The organism is Curtobacterium sp. AB451 (assembly GCF_050585845.1).
Lineage (GTDB): Bacteria > Actinomycetota > Actinomycetes > Actinomycetales > Microbacteriaceae > Curtobacterium.
In genome coordinates this window covers 224,151-242,765 of record NZ_JBOBQG010000002.1, presented here as the reverse complement: position 1 = coordinate 242,765, position 18,615 = coordinate 224,151, and the positions used below count along the sequence as shown (strand labels likewise).

20 protein-coding genes are annotated in these 18,615 nt (G+C 71.9%); 4 read left to right on the top strand and 16 right to left on the bottom strand.

Annotated elements, in window-relative coordinates:
• Positions 1–2 precede the first annotated feature (2 nt).
• On the bottom strand, positions 3–1,448 hold the full coding sequence (locus tag ACQXVK_RS04965) for a phytoene desaturase family protein (protein WP_430852906.1): 1,446 nt from the start codon (positions 1,446–1,448) through the stop codon (positions 3–5).
• 290 nt (positions 1,449–1,738) lie between these two features.
• Positions 1,739–2,410, bottom strand: coding sequence for a hypothetical protein (locus tag ACQXVK_RS04960; RefSeq protein WP_402266464.1), 672 nt, complete (start codon positions 2,408–2,410; stop codon positions 1,739–1,741).
• Positions 2,411–2,513: 103 nt separating this feature from the next.
• Between ACQXVK_RS04960 and ACQXVK_RS04955 the strand changes: the two genes are divergently transcribed.
• Complete coding sequence (locus tag ACQXVK_RS04955; RefSeq protein WP_430852905.1) at positions 2,514–2,789, top strand: hypothetical protein; 276 nt, start codon at positions 2,514–2,516, stop codon at positions 2,787–2,789.
• Between the two features lie 15 nt (positions 2,790–2,804).
• Here ACQXVK_RS04955 and ACQXVK_RS04950 read toward each other — a convergent pair whose 3' ends face one another.
• The 3 genes from ACQXVK_RS04950 to ACQXVK_RS04940 are packed head-to-tail and all read right to left on the bottom strand — an operon-like array spanning position 2,805 to position 5,361.
• Entirely contained in the window at positions 2,805–3,332 is a 528-nt protein-coding gene (locus ACQXVK_RS04950; RefSeq protein WP_430852904.1) for a GNAT family N-acetyltransferase, read from the bottom strand.
• A gap of 26 nt (positions 3,333–3,358) precedes the next feature.
• Entirely contained in the window at positions 3,359–4,636 is a 1,278-nt protein-coding gene (locus ACQXVK_RS04945; protein ID WP_430852903.1) for an ABC transporter permease, read from the bottom strand.
• Positions 4,633–5,361: an ABC transporter ATP-binding protein gene (locus tag ACQXVK_RS04940; RefSeq protein WP_022905971.1), complete on the bottom strand. Its 729-nt coding sequence runs from the start codon at positions 5,359–5,361 to the stop codon at positions 4,633–4,635. The genes ACQXVK_RS04945 and ACQXVK_RS04940 overlap by 4 nt, the downstream gene beginning before the upstream one ends.
• Before the next feature lie 80 nt (positions 5,362–5,441).
• On the opposite strand from ACQXVK_RS04940, the gene ACQXVK_RS04935 reads away from it, so the two are divergent.
• Complete coding sequence (locus ACQXVK_RS04935) at positions 5,442–6,071, top strand: TetR/AcrR family transcriptional regulator (protein WP_022905972.1); 630 nt, start codon at positions 5,442–5,444, stop codon at positions 6,069–6,071.
• 137 nt (positions 6,072–6,208) lie between these two features.
• Here ACQXVK_RS04935 and ACQXVK_RS04930 read toward each other — a convergent pair whose 3' ends face one another.
• From ACQXVK_RS04930 to ACQXVK_RS04895, 8 genes are all read right to left on the bottom strand, one after another.
• Positions 6,209–7,252, bottom strand: a complete 1,044-nt coding sequence (locus tag ACQXVK_RS04930) for a glycine betaine ABC transporter substrate-binding protein (RefSeq protein WP_430852902.1) — start codon at positions 7,250–7,252, stop codon at positions 6,209–6,211.
• Complete coding sequence (locus tag ACQXVK_RS04925) at positions 7,249–8,010, bottom strand: ABC transporter permease (protein ID WP_022905974.1); 762 nt, start codon at positions 8,008–8,010, stop codon at positions 7,249–7,251. The genes ACQXVK_RS04930 and ACQXVK_RS04925 overlap by 4 nt, the downstream gene beginning before the upstream one ends.
• On the bottom strand, positions 8,007–9,284 hold the full coding sequence (locus ACQXVK_RS04920; RefSeq protein WP_430852901.1) for an ABC transporter ATP-binding protein: 1,278 nt from the start codon (positions 9,282–9,284) through the stop codon (positions 8,007–8,009). The genes ACQXVK_RS04925 and ACQXVK_RS04920 overlap by 4 nt, the downstream gene beginning before the upstream one ends.
• The gene (locus ACQXVK_RS04915) at positions 9,271–9,918 is read right to left on the bottom strand and encodes an ABC transporter permease (RefSeq protein WP_022905976.1); all 648 of its coding nucleotides are present in this window, start codon (positions 9,916–9,918) and stop codon (positions 9,271–9,273) included. The genes ACQXVK_RS04920 and ACQXVK_RS04915 overlap by 14 nt, the downstream gene beginning before the upstream one ends.
• Positions 9,919–10,123: 205 nt before the next feature.
• The gene (locus ACQXVK_RS04910; protein WP_430852900.1) at positions 10,124–10,819 is read right to left on the bottom strand and encodes a DinB family protein; all 696 of its coding nucleotides are present in this window, start codon (positions 10,817–10,819) and stop codon (positions 10,124–10,126) included.
• A complete protein-coding gene (locus tag ACQXVK_RS04905; protein WP_430852899.1) occupies positions 10,816–11,427 on the bottom strand; it encodes a DUF6197 family protein in 612 nt (203 codons plus the stop codon). Before ACQXVK_RS04905 ends, ACQXVK_RS04910 begins: the two co-directional genes overlap by 4 nt.
• A 60-nt stretch (positions 11,428–11,487) precedes the next feature.
• Entirely contained in the window at positions 11,488–12,366 is an 879-nt protein-coding gene (locus ACQXVK_RS04900; protein WP_430852898.1) for an aminoglycoside phosphotransferase family protein, read from the bottom strand.
• Between the two features lie 178 nt (positions 12,367–12,544).
• Entirely contained in the window at positions 12,545–13,204 is a 660-nt protein-coding gene (locus ACQXVK_RS04895; protein ID WP_402266436.1) for a ScbR family autoregulator-binding transcription factor, read from the bottom strand.
• A gap of 91 nt (positions 13,205–13,295) precedes the next feature.
• Here ACQXVK_RS04895 and ACQXVK_RS04890 point away from each other — a divergent pair, with 91 nt between their 5' ends.
• On the top strand, positions 13,296–13,721 hold the full coding sequence (locus ACQXVK_RS04890; RefSeq protein WP_402266433.1) for a hypothetical protein: 426 nt from the start codon (positions 13,296–13,298) through the stop codon (positions 13,719–13,721).
• 58 nt (positions 13,722–13,779) lie between these two features.
• Here ACQXVK_RS04890 and ACQXVK_RS04885 read toward each other — a convergent pair whose 3' ends face one another.
• The gene (locus ACQXVK_RS04885) at positions 13,780–14,910 is read right to left on the bottom strand and encodes a PP2C family protein-serine/threonine phosphatase (protein ID WP_022905981.1); all 1,131 of its coding nucleotides are present in this window, start codon (positions 14,908–14,910) and stop codon (positions 13,780–13,782) included.
• Entirely contained in the window at positions 14,907–15,683 is a 777-nt protein-coding gene (locus tag ACQXVK_RS04880; protein ID WP_229084831.1) for a ThuA domain-containing protein, read from the bottom strand. Before ACQXVK_RS04880 ends, ACQXVK_RS04885 begins: the two co-directional genes overlap by 4 nt.
• 89 nt (positions 15,684–15,772) lie before the next feature.
• Between ACQXVK_RS04880 and ACQXVK_RS04875 the strand changes: the two genes are divergently transcribed.
• Complete coding sequence (locus ACQXVK_RS04875) at positions 15,773–16,228, top strand: DUF3817 domain-containing protein (RefSeq protein WP_430852897.1); 456 nt, start codon at positions 15,773–15,775, stop codon at positions 16,226–16,228.
• A gap of 153 nt (positions 16,229–16,381) precedes the next feature.
• On the opposite strand, the gene ACQXVK_RS04870 is transcribed toward ACQXVK_RS04875, so the two are convergent.
• Complete coding sequence (locus ACQXVK_RS04870) at positions 16,382–18,592, bottom strand: NADP-dependent isocitrate dehydrogenase (protein ID WP_430852896.1); 2,211 nt, start codon at positions 18,590–18,592, stop codon at positions 16,382–16,384.
• Between the last annotated feature and the right edge of the window lie 23 nt (positions 18,593–18,615).

The window sequence follows — 18,615 nt, the reverse complement described above, 5'->3', positions numbered from 1 at the left end:
GGTCAGTCCTCCGGTGCGAGATCGACGTGCTCGGTGAGCCCGAACGTGTGCCGCAGGGCGCTCCGTGCCGCGTGCCAGCCGGCCATGCCGTGCACGCCGGGGCCCGGGGCGGACGCCTCGGAGCAGAGGTACATGCCACCGCCCATCCGCCACGGGTCGGACGACAGCACCGGGCGCTTGACCAGCTGCCAGAAGCTCGCGGCGCCGGCGGCGATGTCGCCACCGACGTAGTTCGGGTTGTACGCGCCCATGTCGACCGCGGTGCGGCTGCTCGACTGCAGGACGGTGTCGCGGAACCCCGGTGCGAAGCGCTCGATCTGCCGCGTGATCGCCTCGGTCTGGTCGATGTCGGACCCGGCCGGCACGTGCGCGTAGGCCCAGAAGACGTGCTTGCCGGCCGGTGCGCGGCTCGGGTCGACCACGGTGGGCTCGGCACCGAGCACGTAGGGCCGCTCGGCGTGCGCACCACGCGCGACCGCGCCCTCGGCAGCGGCGATCTCGGCACGGGTCCCGCCGATGTGCACAGTGCCGGCCTCGCGGAGCGCCGCGTTCGTCCACGGCACCGGGTCGGAGAGCGCGAAGTCGACCTTCGCGGCGGCGTTGCCGAACCGGAACCGACGGAGGGCCCCGCGCCGCGGCGTCGGGATCTGCTTCCCCGCGATCCGCAGCATGCCGGGGACGCTCGTGTCGAACAGCACCGCCTTGGCCGGCGTGAGGTCGCCGAGCGAGCGGACCTCGCGGCCGGTCTCGATCCGGCCGCCGTGCGCGACGAGGTCCGCGGCGAGCGCGTCGACGATCGCCTGGCTGCCGCCGATCGGGACCGGCCAGCCCCGGGCGTGCGCGTAGGAGCCGAGCGACAGCGCCGCGGCGGCGGTGGAGAGGGACGGCATGTGCTGGATCGAGTGCGCCGCGACCCCGGAGACCATGGCGGGCGCGACCTCGTCGCGGAAGCGGAGGTTCCACGCGCTCGTTCCCTGCTCGAGGGCGCGGAGTCCGAACCGGAGGACCGTGAGGGGGTGCCGCGGGACGTGCAGCAGCGCGTCGGTGGCGAAGTCGGCGACCTGGTCGGCGTTGCCGGACAGGGGCGCCATGAGCTGCCGGAACGCGGGACCGTCGACGCCGAGCGACTCCGCGGTGCGAGCGAGGTCCCGGTACGCGATGCCGGCGCGCCCACCGTCGAGCGGGTGCCCGTACTGGACCTCCGGCAGGCGGAGTTCGATGCGGTCCTCGAGGCGGAAGCGTCGGAAGAACTCGGACTGCAGCGCCATCGGGTGCACGGCGGAGCACACGTCGTGCCGGAAGCCGGGCAGCGTCAGCTCGGCGGTCCGTGCGCCACCGCCGATCGTGTCGCCGCGCTCGACGACCTCGACCGACAGCCCCGCGCGTGCGAGCGTCACCGCCGCCGCGAGTCCGTTCGGCCCCGCTCCGACGACCACCGCATCCACCATGCACCCGAGCCTAGGGACCGCTGCTGCGCGCCGTCTCGGTCGGGACGGTCCGCTGCGGACCGGAGGCGCGGTTCGGTGCCGCCCCGCGCCTCCGGTCCTTCGTCGGGCGCGGTCCAGGGCCGTTCCCGATTCCGCAGCTGACCGTTCCGGTTCGCGAACCCCGGGAATCGCGAACCGGAACGGTCAACGCGCCGACGGGTTCAACGCATCCTGCCGCGCGCGCCGAGGACGATGGACCCGCTCGGCGACAGGACCCGGGAACGTGTCGGAGGCTCTGCCGTCCTGGCAGGTCAGACGCGCGCCGCGTCCGGGTCCGCCGGGTCCGATCCGTCGTCGCCCGCGTCCGCCGCGTCGGGCTCGTCGGCGTCCAGCGCGGTGGACCCCACCGGGTGCTCGGCCAGGAGCGCCGCGAAGTCCTCGTCGAGCATCTGCTGCAGCCGGTCGTCCCGTCCGACCTCGTAGTCGTCCGCCGGACGCTGCGCCCACCCGAGCCGCCCGACGACGGTCGTGCCGATGTCGTCCCACGCCCGGGCCCGGGCCGCGAGGACGATGCCGTCGACGAACCCCTTGTCGTCCCGGCGCTTGTCGAGCATCGTCGCGAGCTGCTCGTACGTCGCCTCACGCGTGCGGAGCTTCAGGTCGTCGCCGCGGCGGTAGTCGTGCTGGTGCCGCGAGCGCCCCTTCTGCTTGCTCGACCGCGACCGGATGTCGCGCATCCGGGCAGCGTCGCCGCGCTGTTCGTCGGCCATGCGGTGGAGCTCCTCGCGCGCGGCCTCGGCGATCACGGCGTGGTCGAAGTACCCCTCGTCGCGCAGCGCGTTCGTGATGATCCGGTTGCCGACGGCGATGGTGACGGCGGCCTTGGCGATGAGGAAGCCCTCGTCGACCGCTCGCTTCAGCTCGACCTGGCTGACGGGCCGGTCGCGCACGTCGTGCTTGCTGCGTCGTCCGAACAAGGCCATGCAGTCGACGATACCGGCGTCGGGTGACCATCCGTCCGCAGGTGGACCCGGATCACGCTCGGGAGGGACGACCCGCCTCCCACGGACCCGTAGCGTCGGGTGCATGGCCACGATCTCGGAATCCCCGCGCACCGGTCTCGGCACGGCGAGTCTCGTGCTCGGCATCTGCTCGTTGCTCGCCGGGTGGACGTTCGTCGCGCCGCTCGTGGGGCTGTGCCTCGGCGTCGCCTCGCGGAGCCGCGAGCCGTTCGCCCGTGGTCGTGCCGGCTGGGGGATCCTCCTCAACCTCGTGGCGCTGGCGGTCTGGATCCTGCTGCTCGCGCTGTTCGTCGTCGGCGGGGCGTTCGCGGTCTGGACCGGGGTCACCCACGGCCGCTGAACCGGAGCGCCCGACTCAGAACACGAGGCCGTACACGGCGACGTCGACCCGCACCGGCCCGAGCGGCAGCGCGCTCCGCAGCGTGCCCTCGTACGCGAAGCCGAGCCGCTCGGCGAGGGCACGGCTCCGGAGGTTGTTCACGGCGGTCCGGATCTCCACCCGGGCCGAGCCGCGGGTCCGGGCGACCCCGACGAGGACGGTGGCGGCCCGCCGGGCGACACCCCGTCCCTCCTGGCCCGCATCGACCCAGTAGCCGAGGGATGCCTGTCCGAGGTAGGGGTCGAAGGCGAGCGAGGCGGCACCGACGACCCGGTCGTCCAGCCGGATGACGCACGGGAGCGCCCGGTCCATCGCGTACTGCGCGAGCAGGCGCTCGGTGTGCAGGCCGATCGTCTCGACGGTCTGCTCCTGCCACGCCCACGGTTCCGCCGCGCGCAGCCGGTCGGCGTTGGCGACGACGAGCTCGTGCAGCGGCCGGACGGTCGTGAGGTCGCGCAGCGTCAGCGTGTACCCGTCCCCGAGGTCCCGTCCGAACGCCGCCACCCCTCAGAGACTAGGCACGCGCGCGCCTACTCGTACCGGAGCGCCTCGATCGGGTTCTGGCGGGCGGCCCGACGCGCGGGCAGGGTGCCCGCGAGGAAGGCGATGAACATCACGACGAGGATGATCGTGATGACCGAGGACGGCGCGAACTGCATGATCTGCAGGCCCGGCAGGTCCTTGAGGACGGTGCCGGCGAGCACGTTCGAGATCCCGGTGCCGAGCAGGATCGCCACGCCCGCGCCGATCGCGCTGCCGAGGAACCCGATGAACACGGCCTCGAGCGAGAACAGCGTGTAGACCTTCCCGCCGCCCATCCCCATCGCCTTCATCAGTCCGATCTCACGGGTGCGCTCCTGCACGCTCATGAGCAGCGTGTTGATGATGCCGAACCCGGCCGCGACGAGTGCGATGACGGCGAAGGCGTTCAGCACGCCGACGATGCCGTTGATGACCGTCTGGAACTGGCCGAGCTGGTCCTGGATGGTCTGGCCCGTGTAGCCGTCCTTCGACAGGGCGCTCTTCACGGTGGTCGCCGACGCGCCGCTGTCGAGGGTGGCGGTGGCGCTGGCGTACGAGGTGGCGATCGACGAGGGCTTGCCGGTCTCCTGCGCGGCCTGCATCGCGTCGGTGAGCGCTGCGTTCGCACCGGCCCCGCCGCCGAACAGCGACTCGTTCTGCACGCCCGCGACCGTGGCGGTCAGGGTGTGTTCCTTGCCCTGGTAGTCGTCGACCGCGATGGTGAGGTCCTTGCCGACCGCGGCCTTCGCGCTGCCGAGCCCGAGGTTCTCCAGGTAGTTCGTCGGCAGCAGCACCTGGTTGCCGGCGGAGGACGAGTCGTCGAGCTGCTTCCCCGCGGCGAGGTCGGCGTCGAGCTCCCCCGCGTTCGCCGCGATGTCGACGACGTACTTGCCCGCGCTGCCGTACTCGACCCACTTCGTGCTGAGGGCGACGGCCGGACGGACGCTCTCGATGCCCGCGACGTCCTCGATCTTCGTGACGTCGGACTGCGACAGGTACGCGAACGACGCCGGCCCGCGGTCGACGCTCTGGCTCGACTCGTCGGGGTCGTACTTCGCCGGCCCCGAGTCGGTCGAGGACTCGACGGCCTTGGTGATCGTCAGCGACCCGGTGTCGCCGATGGAGGCCACCTGGGTGTCGATGTAGTTGCTGACGCCCGTGCCGATGGCCGAGGTCAGGGTGATGGTGAACGCGCCGATGAAGATCGCGATGACGGTGAGCGTCGTGCGGAGCTTCGACCGGAAGGTGTTCGCGACCGCGGTGCGGAAGAGGTCGAGGACGTTCATGCGGAGTGCCTCCCGTGCCCGGTGGCGACGGCGTCGACGGCATCGTCCCCGCCCACGATGAGTCCGTCGCGGACGTTGACGCGGCGGTCGCAGCGTTCGGCGAGCTCCTCGTCGTGGGTGACGACCACGAGGGTGATCCCCCGGTCGCGCTGCAGGCCGAAGAGCATGTCCTCGACGACCTGACCGGTGTTCGTGTCGAGGTTGCCGGTCGGTTCGTCGGCGAAGATGACGCTCGGCTCCCCCACCAGGGCTCGTGCGATGACCACGCGCTGCTTCTGCCCGCCGGACAGGTCGTTCGCGTCGTTCTTCGCCTTGTCCGCGAGCCCGAGGGCGTCCAGCGCGGCCATGCCCCGGCGCTTCCGCTCGGCGCCGGTGACGCCCGCGATCTTCAGCGGGAGCACGACGTTCTCGAGCACCGAGGTCTTCGGCGTGAGGAAGAACTGCTGGAAGACGAACCCGAACGTGCTGTTCCGCGTGCGGTTGACCTGCCGTGCGCTGAGCGTCGCCGCGTCGGTGCCGTCGAGCAGCACCTGGCCGGCCGAGGGCTTGTCGAGCAGCGCGAGCAGGTGCATGAGCGTCGACTTGCCGGAACCCGACTTGCCGACGATGGCGAGGCTCTCGCCCTGGTCCACCTGCAGCGACACCCCCTTGAGCGCGTCGAACCGCGTCGCGCCGCGGCCGTAGGTCCTGGCGAGGCCACGGGCCTCGAGCACGGGAGTGGTCATGCGCCAACCGTACTGTCCACTGCACGACTGCAAGTTTGCGTTTGCTGTAAACCATGTGACGTTCCGGTTACAGTCGGGCCATGCCCGACACCGCGCCCGCCTCCGAGATGGGCCTCCGCGACCGCAAACGCCTCGAGACCCGGCACCGCATCGCCGAGGCCGCACGCACGCTCGCCCTCGAACAGGACATCGACCGCACCACGATCGAACAGATCGCCGCGCGCGCCGAGGTGTCGCCCCGGACGTTCTTCAACTACTTCGAGAGCAAGGAGGACGCGGTCCTCGGGCACACCGAGCTCGACCTCGCCCCCGAGACGCTCGCCGCACACCTCGCCGCGGTCGAGGGCGAACCGGCGGCGCAGGCCGTGGTCGACCTGGCGTTCCTGGTGTTCGGGGAGTCCTTCGGCGACGAGCGCGAACGGCTCGCCCGCAAGGAGGTCATCGTGCGGTTCCCGCAGCTCATGCGCCGACAGGTCTCGCGGATGACCACGGTGGCCGAGGCGATGACGGGTGCCGTCCGCACGATCCTCGAGCGGGACCCGGCGTGGGGTCCGGACGCGGCCACCCCGCAGGCGGCCGAGATGCTGCTCGGCATGTGCATGACCGGGCTGCGCAGCTCGGCACGCCACGAGGGGTCGGACCCCGACGCGGTCCGCGCCGCGGTCGTCGCGTCGATCCGCGACACCGCCGCGCGCATCACCACCCGGTAGCGGCCGGGAGGCGCGTGACGGGCCCGCCCCGCGCCTCCAGTCCGTGCATGGTGAGCAGAAATGGTCGGGTGCCGCGCGCGGACCCGACCATTTGTGCTCACGATGCGAGCGCACCGCACGCGTCGCACGCGCACGCATCACGGCTTCGTGATGAAGCCCTCCTTGACCATCCAGTCGAAGGCGACGTCCGCCGGCTCCCGGCCCTCGACGTCGACCTGCCGGTTCAGCTCCTGCAGCACGGCGTCGGTGAGCTTCGGCGAGATCTCGTCGTAGACGTCCGCGAGCTGCGGGTACTCCTCGAGCGTCTCCGAGTCGAGCACCGGAGCGACGTTGTAGGCGGGGAAGAACCCCTTGTCGTCCTCGAGCACCGTCAGGCCGAGCGACTTGATGCGGCCGTCGGTGGTGAACACCTCGCCGAAGTTGCACTTGCCACGGTCGGTCGCCGTGTAGACCGTGCCCGTGTCGAGGATGCTGACGTTGCCGCGCGGGACGCCGTTCTCGCCCGAGCCGCCGAGCTCGAGCCCGTACTTCTCGAGCATCGGCTTGAAGCCGTCTGCGCGTGAGTTGAACTCGGACTCGACGCAGAAGGTGCGCTCGCTGACGGGCAGCTTGGTGATGTCGGAGAGCGTCTTGACGTCGCCGAGCTCCGACACGGCCTCGTCGCGGACGGCGAAGGCGTAGGTGTTGTTCATCGGCGCGGGTTCGAGCCAGGTGAGGCCGTTGCCCGCGTCCTCCTGCTTGACCGCCTCCCACTGCTCGGTCTTGTCCGGGATGCCCTCACTGTGCCCCATGAAGGTCAGCCAGGCCGTGCCGGTGTACTCGTACGTGAAGTCCGCCGCGTGCGAGGTCATCAGCTCGCGGACGGCGACGCTGCCGGGGACGTTCGTCTCGTCGGTCACGTCGAAGCCGGCGGCCTTGGCGGCGAGCACGGCGATCTTGCCGAGCACGAGCTGCTCGGTGAAGTTCTTCGAGGTCACCGTGAGGTGCGCCCCGGCGGGCAGGTCGTCGATCCGCTTGATCGATCCCGGGTCCGCGGCGGGCACGAAGGACGTCGCCGGCTGGAGTCCGCAGCCCGTCAGTGCGAGCGCGGCGGCGCCCGCCACGGCGGTGGCGGTCACGATGCGGCGGCGGAGCGTCGGACGGGAGGCGCGGCGTGCGTCGCGCGCGTCGGCGTGCGTCATCGGAGTCCCTTCGGTCGTGCGACCGTCTCGACCACGCGGCCGAGCCAGTCGATGGACAGGGCGAGGAGCGCCACGAGGAGCGCCCCGGAGACGAGCACCTTCGGCAGGAACAGCGTCACCCCCGTAGTGATGAGGAGGCCCAGGCCGCCGGCGCCGACGAAGGTCGCCAGGCTCGCGGTGCCGACGAGCAGGACGAGGGCGGTGCGGATGCCGGAGAGCATGACCGGGACCGCCAGCGGCAGCTCGACCTTCATGAGCACGCTGAAGGCACTCATCCCCATGCCCCGTCCGGCCTCGACGAGCCGAGCGTCGACGCTCTGCACGCCGATCATCGTGTTCCGGAGCACCGGCAGGATGGCGTAGAGCACGAGGGCGACAACGGCGGACCAGGAGTTCAGCCCGAGCCAGGCCGCGAGCAGCACGATCAGACCGACGGCGGGCGCCGCCTGGCCGAAGTTCGCGACGGCGATCACCCCGGGGCTGATCCGACGCAGCGGCCCGCGGGTGAGGACGACCCCGAGCGGGATCCCGATCACGAGCACGAGCACGGTGGCCTCGAGGGTCAAGACGAGGTGCTGCCCGGTCAGGTCGAGGATGGTCGACGGGTTCAGGGTCCCCCGCTCGGTGGCGGTGAGGTCCGCGGTCGCGAGCCACACGGCGAACGCCGCGAGGACCACGAGGATCGCGATCGGCTGGAACAGCAGGCCCTTCCAGGACGTGCTGGCGCCCGTGGCCGGTCCGGCGGCGACCGCGCTCACAGGTCCTCCCCGGACGGCGCGATCGTCGGGGCGGCGGGCGACGAGGGCATGGTCTCGATCGGGTTGGTGTTCGTGCCGACCGGGGCGTACTGCTGCTCCTCGGCGGCGGCGGCGCGCGAACGGGTGATGGCGTCCATGACGACCTCGACCGTGATGACGCCGCGGAACGCCTCGCCGCGGCCGGTGACGAGCGCGGCACCGGCGCTCGAGACGAGCATGGTGTCGAGCGCGTCGTTCAGGGTCGCCGCCTCGCCCACGACGGGCAGGTCGGGCTCGATGCCCTCCGGGATCCGGTCCAGTCGCTCGAGCTGACGGCGGGTCGGCCACCCGATCGGGCGCTGACGACGGTCGACGACGACGGCGTGCCCGTGACCGCCGGCCTCCTGCATGCGCTGCAGGACGGCCTTCGTCTCCTCGCCGGGCGAGCAGGTGACCGCCGGCGCGAGCTCGACGTCGCGGACCCGGTTCAGCGTGAGCTGCTTGAGCCCGGCGCCGGACCCGATGAAGTTCTCGACGAACTCGTTCGCCGGCTCGGCGAGGATCCGCTCCGGGGTGTCGTACTGCACGATGTGCGCGCCCTCGGTGAAGATCACGATCCAGTCGCCGAGCTTCACGGCCTCGTCGAAGTCGTGGCTGACGATCACGATCGTCTTGTGCAGCTCCTCCTGGATGCGGAGGAGTTCGTCCTGCAGGCGCTGCCGGGTGATCGGGTCGACCGCACCGAACGGCTCGTCCATGAGCAGGACGGGCGGGTCCGCGGCGAGCGCCCGGGCGACGCCGACGCGCTGCTGCTGCCCGCCGGAGAGCTCCCGCGGGTAGCGGTCGCGGTAGGTGTCGGGGTCGAGCGAGACCAGGTCGAGCAGTTCGTCGACGCGGGCCGCGATCTGCTCGTTGGACCAGCCGAGCATCTTCGGCACGATCGCGATGTTCGCCGCGACCGTCATGTGCGGGAAGAGTCCGCCGGCCTGGATGACGTAGCCCATCCGGCGACGGAGCTCGTCGGCGTCGATCCCGGTGACGTCGTCGTCGCCCACGACGATGCGTCCCTCGGTCGGTTCGATGAGTCGGTTGATCATCTTGAGCGTCGTCGTCTTGCCGCAGCCGGAGGGACCGACGAGCATGACGATCTTGCCCGCGGGGATCTCGAGCGTGATGCCGTCGACGGCGGGCTTCTGCTGGCCGGGGTACCGCTTGGTGACCTCGTCGAGCAGGATGCTCCGGCCGGTGACGTCGCCGTCGGGAGCGGTGGTGGTGGCGGGGTCAGTGCTGGACACGGATACCTCTCGAGATGGTCAGGCGGCCGAGGCCGATGAGGAGCAGGTCGAGGACGAAGGCGATGATCACGACACCGACCACGCCGACGACGACGGAGGACAGGGCGTTCGCGCCACCGAGGCGCGAGAGGCCCGAGAAGATGAAGCCGCCGAGCCCGGGACCGAGGGCGTACGCGGCGATCGCGGCGATGCCCATCACCATCTGCGCCGACACCCGGACGCCGCTGAGGATGATCGGCCACGCCATCGGCAGCTCCACCTGCACGAGCGTGCGGAAGCGGCTCATGCCGATGCCGCGCGCGGACTCGACGACGGTCGGCGGGATCTCGGCGAGCCCGACGACGGCGTTGCGCAGGATCGGGAGCGCGGCGAAGAACACCACGGTGGTCACGGACGGTACGACGCCGAACCCGAGGGGCACGATGAGCAGACCGATGACGGCGAACGACGGGAGCGTCAGGCCGATCGCGGACACCCCGTTCGCGACGGAGGTCAGCCGGGGGCTGCGGTAGACGAGGGTGGCGAGCACCACGGCGATGACGGTCGCGAGCACGGTGCACTGGACCACCAGCGAGAAGTGCTGCCACGACGCGAACCAGATCTGGTCCCATCGCTCCACGATGAACTGGAACACGCGGAAACGTTCCTCCCGGTCGGCCGAAGTACCCACGGGTCGGGGCACAGGTGCCTTCGAACCTAGGCAGCGCGACGAGTGTTGTACACCTGCAAACGTCCGAACCGGGGTGATCCTGCGGATCCGTCAAGGAAGGAACCCCAGGTCAGCAGGGCTTCCGAGACGTGTAGCTGGGAGAACGGTAACGATCCCGAGCCGTCGTCGGCTATGCGTCGAGGTCGCGGAGCCCGGATCGCTCGGCGAGGTCGACGAGGTGCTCGCGCCAGCGGACCCACTCGGCGGGGCTCTTCTCGGCGAGGTTGCCGTCCCCGTCGCCGGCGAGTCCGTCGAGCATCTCGCGCACGATGTCGGCGTGGCCCGCGTGCCGGGCGGTCTCGGCGCCCATGTGCACGAGGATCCGGTGCAGGGTCACCTGGCGGCGGTCCTCCGGCCACCAGGACACGACCCCGCGGCTGTCGAGGTCGAGCGCCTCGATCGTGGCGTCCGTGTGCGCGGCGCTGCGGTGGTGGAACGCGACGATCTCGTCCAGGGTCTCGTCGAGCGACGCGTACATGTCGTCGCCGTCCTCGGACTCGAGCCAGGCGGGCGGATCCGGCAGCGGACGCCCGAAGACCTCGCCGAAGTACACGGCCTGCACGCCCGCGACGTGCTTCACGAGCCCGAGCACGTTCGTGCCGGTCGGCGTGACGGGCCACCGTGCCTGCCGCTCGGCGAGTCCGTCGAGCTTGGCGACCAGCGCGGCGCGCTGCTTCTGCAGGGAACGGTGCAGCGTCCGCTTGCGCGCGGCGGCGTCGACACCGGTCGCGACGCCCTCGTCCGACAGCATCGACCCACCGCTCGAGGCGATGGTCGGTGCTGCCGGTGCGGGGTGGACCTCGGGGACCGGGTCGGTGCTCGTCATGCCCTCGATCGTGCCACCGCGCGGTCACGCACGCGCTGCGACTCGGTCACGGCGACGCGTTCGGCGGTGAGCAGGAGACCGGCCACCTCGCCGGAACTGCGCGTCGGTGCGTCGTTCCAGCTCGTGAGGTCGCGGACGCGTCCCATCCGGACGTCCGGTGCCGGGCACCACAGCACCGGCGCTCCCTCGTCGGAGGCGAGCGCGTGCCACACCAGGTCGAGGGCGCGCTGGACCTGCTGCGAGTGCACGGCGTGCGGGCCGCCCGCCGCGGAGACGACCGAGCCGACCAGGCACGCGGCGACGAGTGGCCGACCCTGCACGTCCATGGCGGCGGCGCTCGAGGCCTTCCGCATCCGGCCGTGCTCGTCGACGTAGGCGAACCACGCGTGCTGGATCCACCCCCGTTCGATGACGCCGCGGGCGCCGGAGAGCAACCGGGCGAGGTCGTCGAGCTCCTGCAGACGGGCTTCGACACGACGCTCGCGTGCCGCGGTGCGGCGCGCTGCGAGGCGGTCGAGGAGCCCGCGGATGCCGGTGCGGGTCGGGGCGGACGGGACGGGAGAGGCGTCGGTGGCGACGTCGTGCTGGACGCGGAACTCGAGGGTCATGACGGCCCCTCCGATCTTCACGTGCACGGATTGGTGCGGTCACGATAGCCCCGCGCGGACTCAGTCGTCCAGCACTTCTCCGATCACCCGGAGGGCGACGGCGCGGAACGCGCGGTCGTCGGACAGGTGGAGTGCCGAACCGATCGAGACGGCCCAGGCGCGGGCCCGCTCCCAGGTGTCGTCGTCGGCCGCGACGCGTGCGCGGAAGGTGCGCCGCGCCTCCCGGTCGAGCGTGAGCCACGCGGTGGCGAGGTCGACCGCCGGGTCGCCCGCCGTCACGTCGCCGAAGTCGACGACCGCCGACAGGCGGGTACCGCCGTCCGGTGCCGTGTCGAACAGCACGTTGAAGGGGTGCAGGTCGCCGTGCACCCAGACGGGAGGCCCGGCGTACGCCGGCAGCGCCGCCGCCGTCCGCCAGACTGCCGCGAGTGCGCGGGCCCGTGGCACGTCCGCCGTCGCGAGCCGCGTGAGCACCGCCTCGCTCCGGGTCGCGAGCGGCACCGCCCGGACCGGGTTCACCGGGGCGTCGGCGGGTGCCGGGACGTGCAGCAGTCCGAGGAACGCGGCGAGCGCCTCGGCGACGCGCACCCCGCCCTGCCGTTCGCCGGCCGGTTCGCCCGGGAGCCAGCGGACCACGCTCCACGACCACGGGTAGCCGAGGGCCGGTCGACCGGTGCGGACCGGGTCCGGCACCGGCACGATCGGGGCCACCCGCTGCGCGATCCCGGGCAGCCAGCGTTGCTCGTGCTCGATGAGGGTCGCGGCGGCCGCACGGCGGGGGAGCCGGACGGCCAGCAGGTCGCCGAGCCGGACCACGACGTTGTCCCACCCGTTCGCGGCGATCGCCATCGGGAGGTCGGCGAGGTCGGGGTGCTGGTCACGGAGCAGGGCGGCGACGAGCGGGACGTCGACGTCGACCTCGGCAGCGGGGGTGGCCATCGGGTCAGGCTAGCCCGGACCGCGGCGGACCCGTGAACGGGGGCGTGAGCGCAAACCTACCGCTGGGTATGCTCGGAGCGATCAGCGACGTGGGTGTCGGTGGGGGGACCCGCGTCGCTCGGTCGAGGGAGTCCGCTCAGTGCTCGGTCGAGGGAGTTCGCTCAGTCGAGGGGTTCGCTCAGTCGAGCGGGAGCGGGGCGATCATCCCGACGAGTCGGGGGATCTCCGGGCGGACCCGGTCCGTGACGATCGCGGCGAGCAGGACCGTCCAGAGCTCGCGGAGCCGCTCGTACAGGTCCGAGCGGTCGGCGAGGACGTCGGAGACCGTCTGCACGCCCGTGTAGGCGGGGATGACGACCCGGCCGACGAGGTCCGCGTCCCACGCCGGGTCGACCTCGCCGGCGTCGATGCCCTGCCGGACGAGGTCGGCGATCACCTGCATCCAGTCGGTGTACGGGTCGCGCCGTGCCACGCCCTGCGCAGCGGTGTCGGTGGACAGCCGGATGCCGGCGCTCACGACCGTCTCGTGGACCATCTGCGACGCGAGCCCCTGCGACAGCCACATGAGCACCTCGAGCGGGGTGGTGCCGCGCGCGACGGCCGCCTCGCCGTACTGCCGGGAGACCTCGTGCTGCCGGGCTACCACCGCACCGGCGAGGTCCGCCTTCGAGGTGAAGTGGAAGTAGAGCGCGCCCTTCGTGAGGCCGGCCCGCTCGGCGACGGCGTCCATCGAGGTGCCGAGGTAGCCCCGCTCGTCGAACTCGCCCGCCGCGGCGTCGAGGATCGCGGCGCGGGTCTCGACCGCTCGCTGCTGCCGCGTCCCGCTCTCCTGCGCCATGATCCTGCAAGCGTACCGACGCGACCGCGCCCAGGCGGCGTCCGGCCGGCGTCCGGGATCCTCCCCGGTCGGCTGTCGTACGGTTCCCGACATGGACGGATGGCGGAACCCCGCGCGCTGGGCCCGGACGGGGCGGTGGCTGCTGCTGCCGATCGCCGTGCTCGACTGGGTCGCGCTGGCGCCGCAGACCGTCGTCGTGCTGGCGTTCGCGATCGCCGTCGTCGGGTTGGCCGGCATCGCCGCGGCACTCGTCGCGTGGATGCTCCGACGGTCGCGTGGTGCCATGGCGGCACTCGGGGTGGTGCTCCTGCTCGGAGGGCTCGTCGTGTTCGGGCTCGACCCGTTCCCCGCGGTGTTCCCGCTCGTCGACGGGTGGTGGCCGGAGTCGATCACCCGGCCGCAGGTCGTCGCGAGCGCCTACTGGCAGCTCGCCGGGCTCGGGATCGAGCTCGCCGGGTTCGGCATGCTCGCGACGCTCCTCGTCGTGTCGCTCACGGCGAAGCCCGCGCAGCGCTGACGACCGGGGGTCCGGGCCGTCGGGTACCCGCGCGACCGGGCATCCGGGCGCCCGGCGGTCAGTCGCGCGTGAGCACGAGGAGCGTGCCGACCGCCGCGTCGCCCCGGACGCGTTCGACCAGGTCGGCGACGTCGTCGGCGGTCCGCACCGACGTGGTCAGGGCGTCGAGGCCCCCGACCGCGGCCAGCAGTCCGTCGGTGCACAGCACGACGCGGTCGCCCGGTGCGAGCTCGACGGTCCCCGTCGTCCGCGGGGTCCCCGCGGGTTGCAGGCCGATCGGCAGGTCGCGCGACCGGAGGACCTCGGTGCCGCCGTCCGCGCGCACCACGGCCGCCAGGCCGTGCCCGGCGTCCACGTACGCGGCGTGCCCCGACGCGGGGTCGAGCCGCAGGTGGAAGAGCGATGCGACGGTGTCCGCAGCCGACAGGTCGGCGGCGACCTGCGCCTCCAGGCCCTCGATCGCGGTCACGGTGTCGACGTCGGTGCGTGCGATCACGGCCGCCCGGACCGCGGCCGCGAGGAGCGCCGCGGCCCGACCGGCGACCGGGACGGCACCCACGGTGCAGTGCAGGCGGCCGTCCGCTGCGACGCGCCAGTCCGCGACGTCGCCGGAGTCCTCGCGGGGGAGTGCCAGGGCGTGGAGTGCGTACCCGGGAACGTCGACGGGCTCCGGGACGAGGCTGTCCACGACCCGCCGGACCCGGTCGCGCTCGATCACGTGGCCGAGCTCCCGTTCCGCCCACCGTGCGAGGTCACGGAGCAGGTCGAGGTCCTCCGGCGACATCGTCCGTGGGATCGCGTCCATGATGCAGAGGGTGCCGACGCGGGTGCCGTCGAGCATCGACAGCGGTGCGCCCGCGTAGAACCGGATCCCCTGCTCGGTGACGGCCGCGAGGTGCGCGAACCGCGGGTCGAGCGTGGCGTCCGGCACCACGATCGGCGCATCGTCGAGCACCGTCGTCGAGCAGAACACCTGCTCGGCCGGCGCGCTGCGGCCCTGGTGCCAGCCCTGGGTCGACTGCGCCGTCACCAGGCCGTCGTGCACGATGTTGAGGAAGGACAGCGGGACGCCGAAGGCCTCCTGCGTCATGCGGGTGATGCGGTCGAAGCGCTCTTCGGGGCCGCTCCCGAGCACGCCGAGCGCCTCGATCACGGCCGACCGGTGCGCTGCGGCGTCGAGGTGGCTCACCCGTCCTGTCTACCCGCACCCTCGCCCAGGAACCAGTCCCGCGGGTGGGGGTCGGCGGTGAGCTCGCGCCGCTCGGACACGGGCGCCGCCCACGCGGCCGCGTTCGACAGCACCCGCTGGATGTCCGGGTGGTGGTACACCGGGTACTCCTGGTCGCCGGGGGAGAAGTAGAAGACCTTCCCGAGGCCGCGGCGGTACGCGACGCCCGAGCGGAAGACCTCGCCGCCGGCGAACGTCGACAGGAAGACCTCTTCGTCGGGGCGCGGGATGTCGAAGTACTCGCCGTACATCTCCTGGCGGTCGATGACGATCGGGTGCGGGACGCCCGCGGCGATCGGGTGCTCGGGCGCCACCGTCCAGACCAGCTCGCGCTCCCCGTCGTTCCGCCACTTCAGCGAGCAGGTCGTGCCCATCAGCCGCTTGAACGGCTTCGAGTAGTGCCCGGAGTGCAGCACGACGAGGCCCATGCCCGCGTGCACGGCGTCGACGACCAGGTCGACGACGGCGTCGCTGACCTCGTCGTGGGCGGCGTGGCCCCACCAGAACAGGACGTCGGTGGTGGCCAGGCGCTCGGCGGTGATGCCGTGGTCGGGCTCCTGCAGGGTGGCGGTGCTCACGGTCGCGTCCGGGTGGTGCTCGCGGAGCGCGGCGGCGATGACGGTGTGCATGCCGTCGGGGTAGTGCCCGACGACGGTCTCGTCACCCCGGCTCTCGTGCACGTTCTCGTTCCAGACGACGATGTTCAGGGGACGGGATTCGGTCGGCGTCGACATGGCTCCCACGCTAGTCCGCCTGGTCGTCGAATCGATACGACCACCGGAGTGTCGGGGCTTTCCCGGGAGGCGTCCGCGACGATGTGGGCATGACTCCCCGATCCCTGTTCCGCGCCGCCGCGGTCGCCGAACTCGTGACCTGGACCCTGCTCATCGCCGGGATGGTGCTGAAGTACGGGCTGGACGCCGGCGACTGGGGCGTCCGGATCGGCGGCGGGGTGCACGGGTTCGTGTTCCTGGCGTACCTCGTGGTGACCACCGTCATCGCGGTGAACCAGCGGTGGTCGGCGGGCGCGCTCGTGCTCGGGTGGGCGAGTGCCGTGGTGCCGTACGCGACCGTGCCGTTCGAGGTCGCCGTCGCACGGCGCGGGATGCTCGACGGAGACTGGCGCCGGTCCGCCGACGGTCGCTCGGGCTTCTGGGACCGCCTGCTGTTCTTCGTGGTGCGCCGCCCGCTCCTGGCGGTCGTGCTCGGGGTCGTCGCGGTCGCTCTGGTCTTCGTGGTGCTGCTGGCGGCGGGCCCGCCCGTCCCGTCTCGCACCTGACGCGCGGCGCGCGCTCACTTCGTGAGCAGAAATGGTCGGGTTCGTGGTGCGGACCCGACCATTTCTGCACACGAAGCGGCGCGGCGCGCGCACGGACGGACGGGAGGCGCGGTGCCAGCCGGCACCGCGCCTCCCGTCCGTCGTCGCTCGCGCCTACAGCGCGGCGAGCGTCGCGTTCAGCGTCGCGGACGGGCGCATGACCGCGCTCGTCTTGGCGTCGTCGGGACGGTAGTAGCCGCCGATGTCGGCCGGGTGACCCTGCACACCGTTCAGCTCCTCGACGATCTGCTGCTCCTGGGCGTCGAGCTTCGCGGCGATCTCGGCGAACGACGCCGCCAGGTCGCCGTCCTGCGTCTGCGCCGCGAGCTCCTGTGCCCAGTACTTCGCCAGGTAGAAGTGGCTGCCGCGGTTGTCGATCGACCCGAGCTTGCGCCCCGGCGACTTGTCCTCGTCGAGGAAGGTCCCGGTGGCACGGTCGAGCGTCTCGCCGAGGATCTTCGCGCGCTCGTTGCCGGTCACGCCCGCGAGGTGCTCGAGGCTGACCGCGAGCGCGAGGAACTCACCGAGGCTGTCCCAGCGCAGGTAGTTCTGCTCGACGAGCTGCTGGACGTGCTTCGGCGCCGAACCACCGGCACCGGTCTCGAACAGGCCGCCGCCGCCGAGGAGCGGGACCACGGAGAGCATCTTCGCCGAGGTGCCGAGCTCCATGATCGGGAACAGGTCGGTGAGGTAGTCGCGGAGCACGTTGCCGGTGACCGAGATGGTGTCCTCGCCTCGGCGGATGCGCTCGAGCGAGAAGCGCATCGCGTCCTCGGGCGACATGATCTCGATCTGCAGGCCGTCGGTGTCGTGTTCGCCGAGGTAGGTCCGCACGAGGCCGATGAGGTTCGCGTCGTGCGCACGGCTCTCGTCGAGCCAGAACACCGCGGGGGAGCCGGTGGCACGGGCGCGGGTGACGGCGAGCTTCACCCAGTCGCGGATGGCGACGTCCTTCGTCTGGCAGGCGCGCCAGATGTCACCGGCCTCGACCTCGTGCTCGATGACCGTCTCGCCGCCGCTCGTGACCACGCGGACGCGGCCGGCGGCCGGGACCTCGAAGGTCTTGTCGTGCGAGCCGTACTCCTCGGCCTTCTGCGCCATCAGCCCGACGTTCGGGACCGAGCCCATGGTGGCCGGGTCGAAGGCGCCGTTGGCCCGGCAGTCCTCGATGGTCGCCTGGTAGATGCCCGCGTAGCTCGAGTCCGGGATGACCGCGAGGGTGTCGTGCTCCTCGCCGTCCGGACCCCACATGTGGCCGGAGGTGCGGATCATCGCCGGCATGGAGGCGTCGACGATGACGTCGCTCGGGACGTGCAGGTTCGTGATGCCCTTGTCGGAGTCGACCATCGCGAGCTCGGGGCCCGCGTCGATGCCGTCCATGAAGGCCTGCTTGATCTCCGCACCGTTCGGCACGGCGTCGAGCCCGGCGAGGATCGAGCCGAGGCCGTCGTTCGGGTTGAGCCCGGCGGCGGCGAGGTCGGCGCCGAACCGCTCGAAGACGGTCGGGAAGAACGCGCGGATGACGTGCCCGAAGATGATCGGGTCCGAGACCTTCATCATCGTGGCCTTGAGGTGCACCGAGAACAGGACGCCCTGTTCCTCGGCCGCGCGGATCTGGTCCCGCAGGAAGGCCTCGAGCGCGCGGACGTGCAGCACCGTACCGTCGACGACCTCGCCCTGGAGGACGGGGATCGACTGCTTGAGGACCGTGGTCTCGCCGTCGCTGCCCACGAACTCGATCGTCAGGACGTCGTCGGCCGGGGCGATCCAGGACTGCTCGTTCGAGCGGAAGTCGTCCGTGCCCATCGTCACGACGTTCGTCTTCGAGTCGTGGCTCCAGGCGCCCATGCGGTGCGGGTGCTTGCGGGCGTAGTTCTTGACGGAGAGCGGGGCACGACGGTCGGAGTTGCCTTCGCGGAGGACCGGGTTGACGGCACTGCCCTTGGTGCGGTCGTAGCGGGCGCGGGTGTCGCGCTCCTCGTCGGTCGCGGGCTCGTCGGGGTAGTCCGGCAGGTCGTAGCCCTGCGCCTGGAGTTCCTTGATCGCGGCCTTGAGCTGGGGGATCGACGCCGAGATGTTCGGCAGCTTGATGATGTTCGCCTCGGGCGTCTTCGCCAGGTCGCCGAGCTCGGCGAGGGCGTCGTCCAGGCGCTGCTCGGCGGTGAGGCGCTCCGGGAACTGGGCGATGATCCGGCCGGAGAGCGAGATGTCGCGGGTCTCGACGTCGACACCTGCGGTGCCGGCGAAGGCCTGGATGACCGGGAGGAAGGAGTGGGTGGCGAGGAACGGCGCCTCGTCCGTGAGGGTGTAGATGATCTTGGCCATGCTGGCGGGTACTCCCTTGTTCG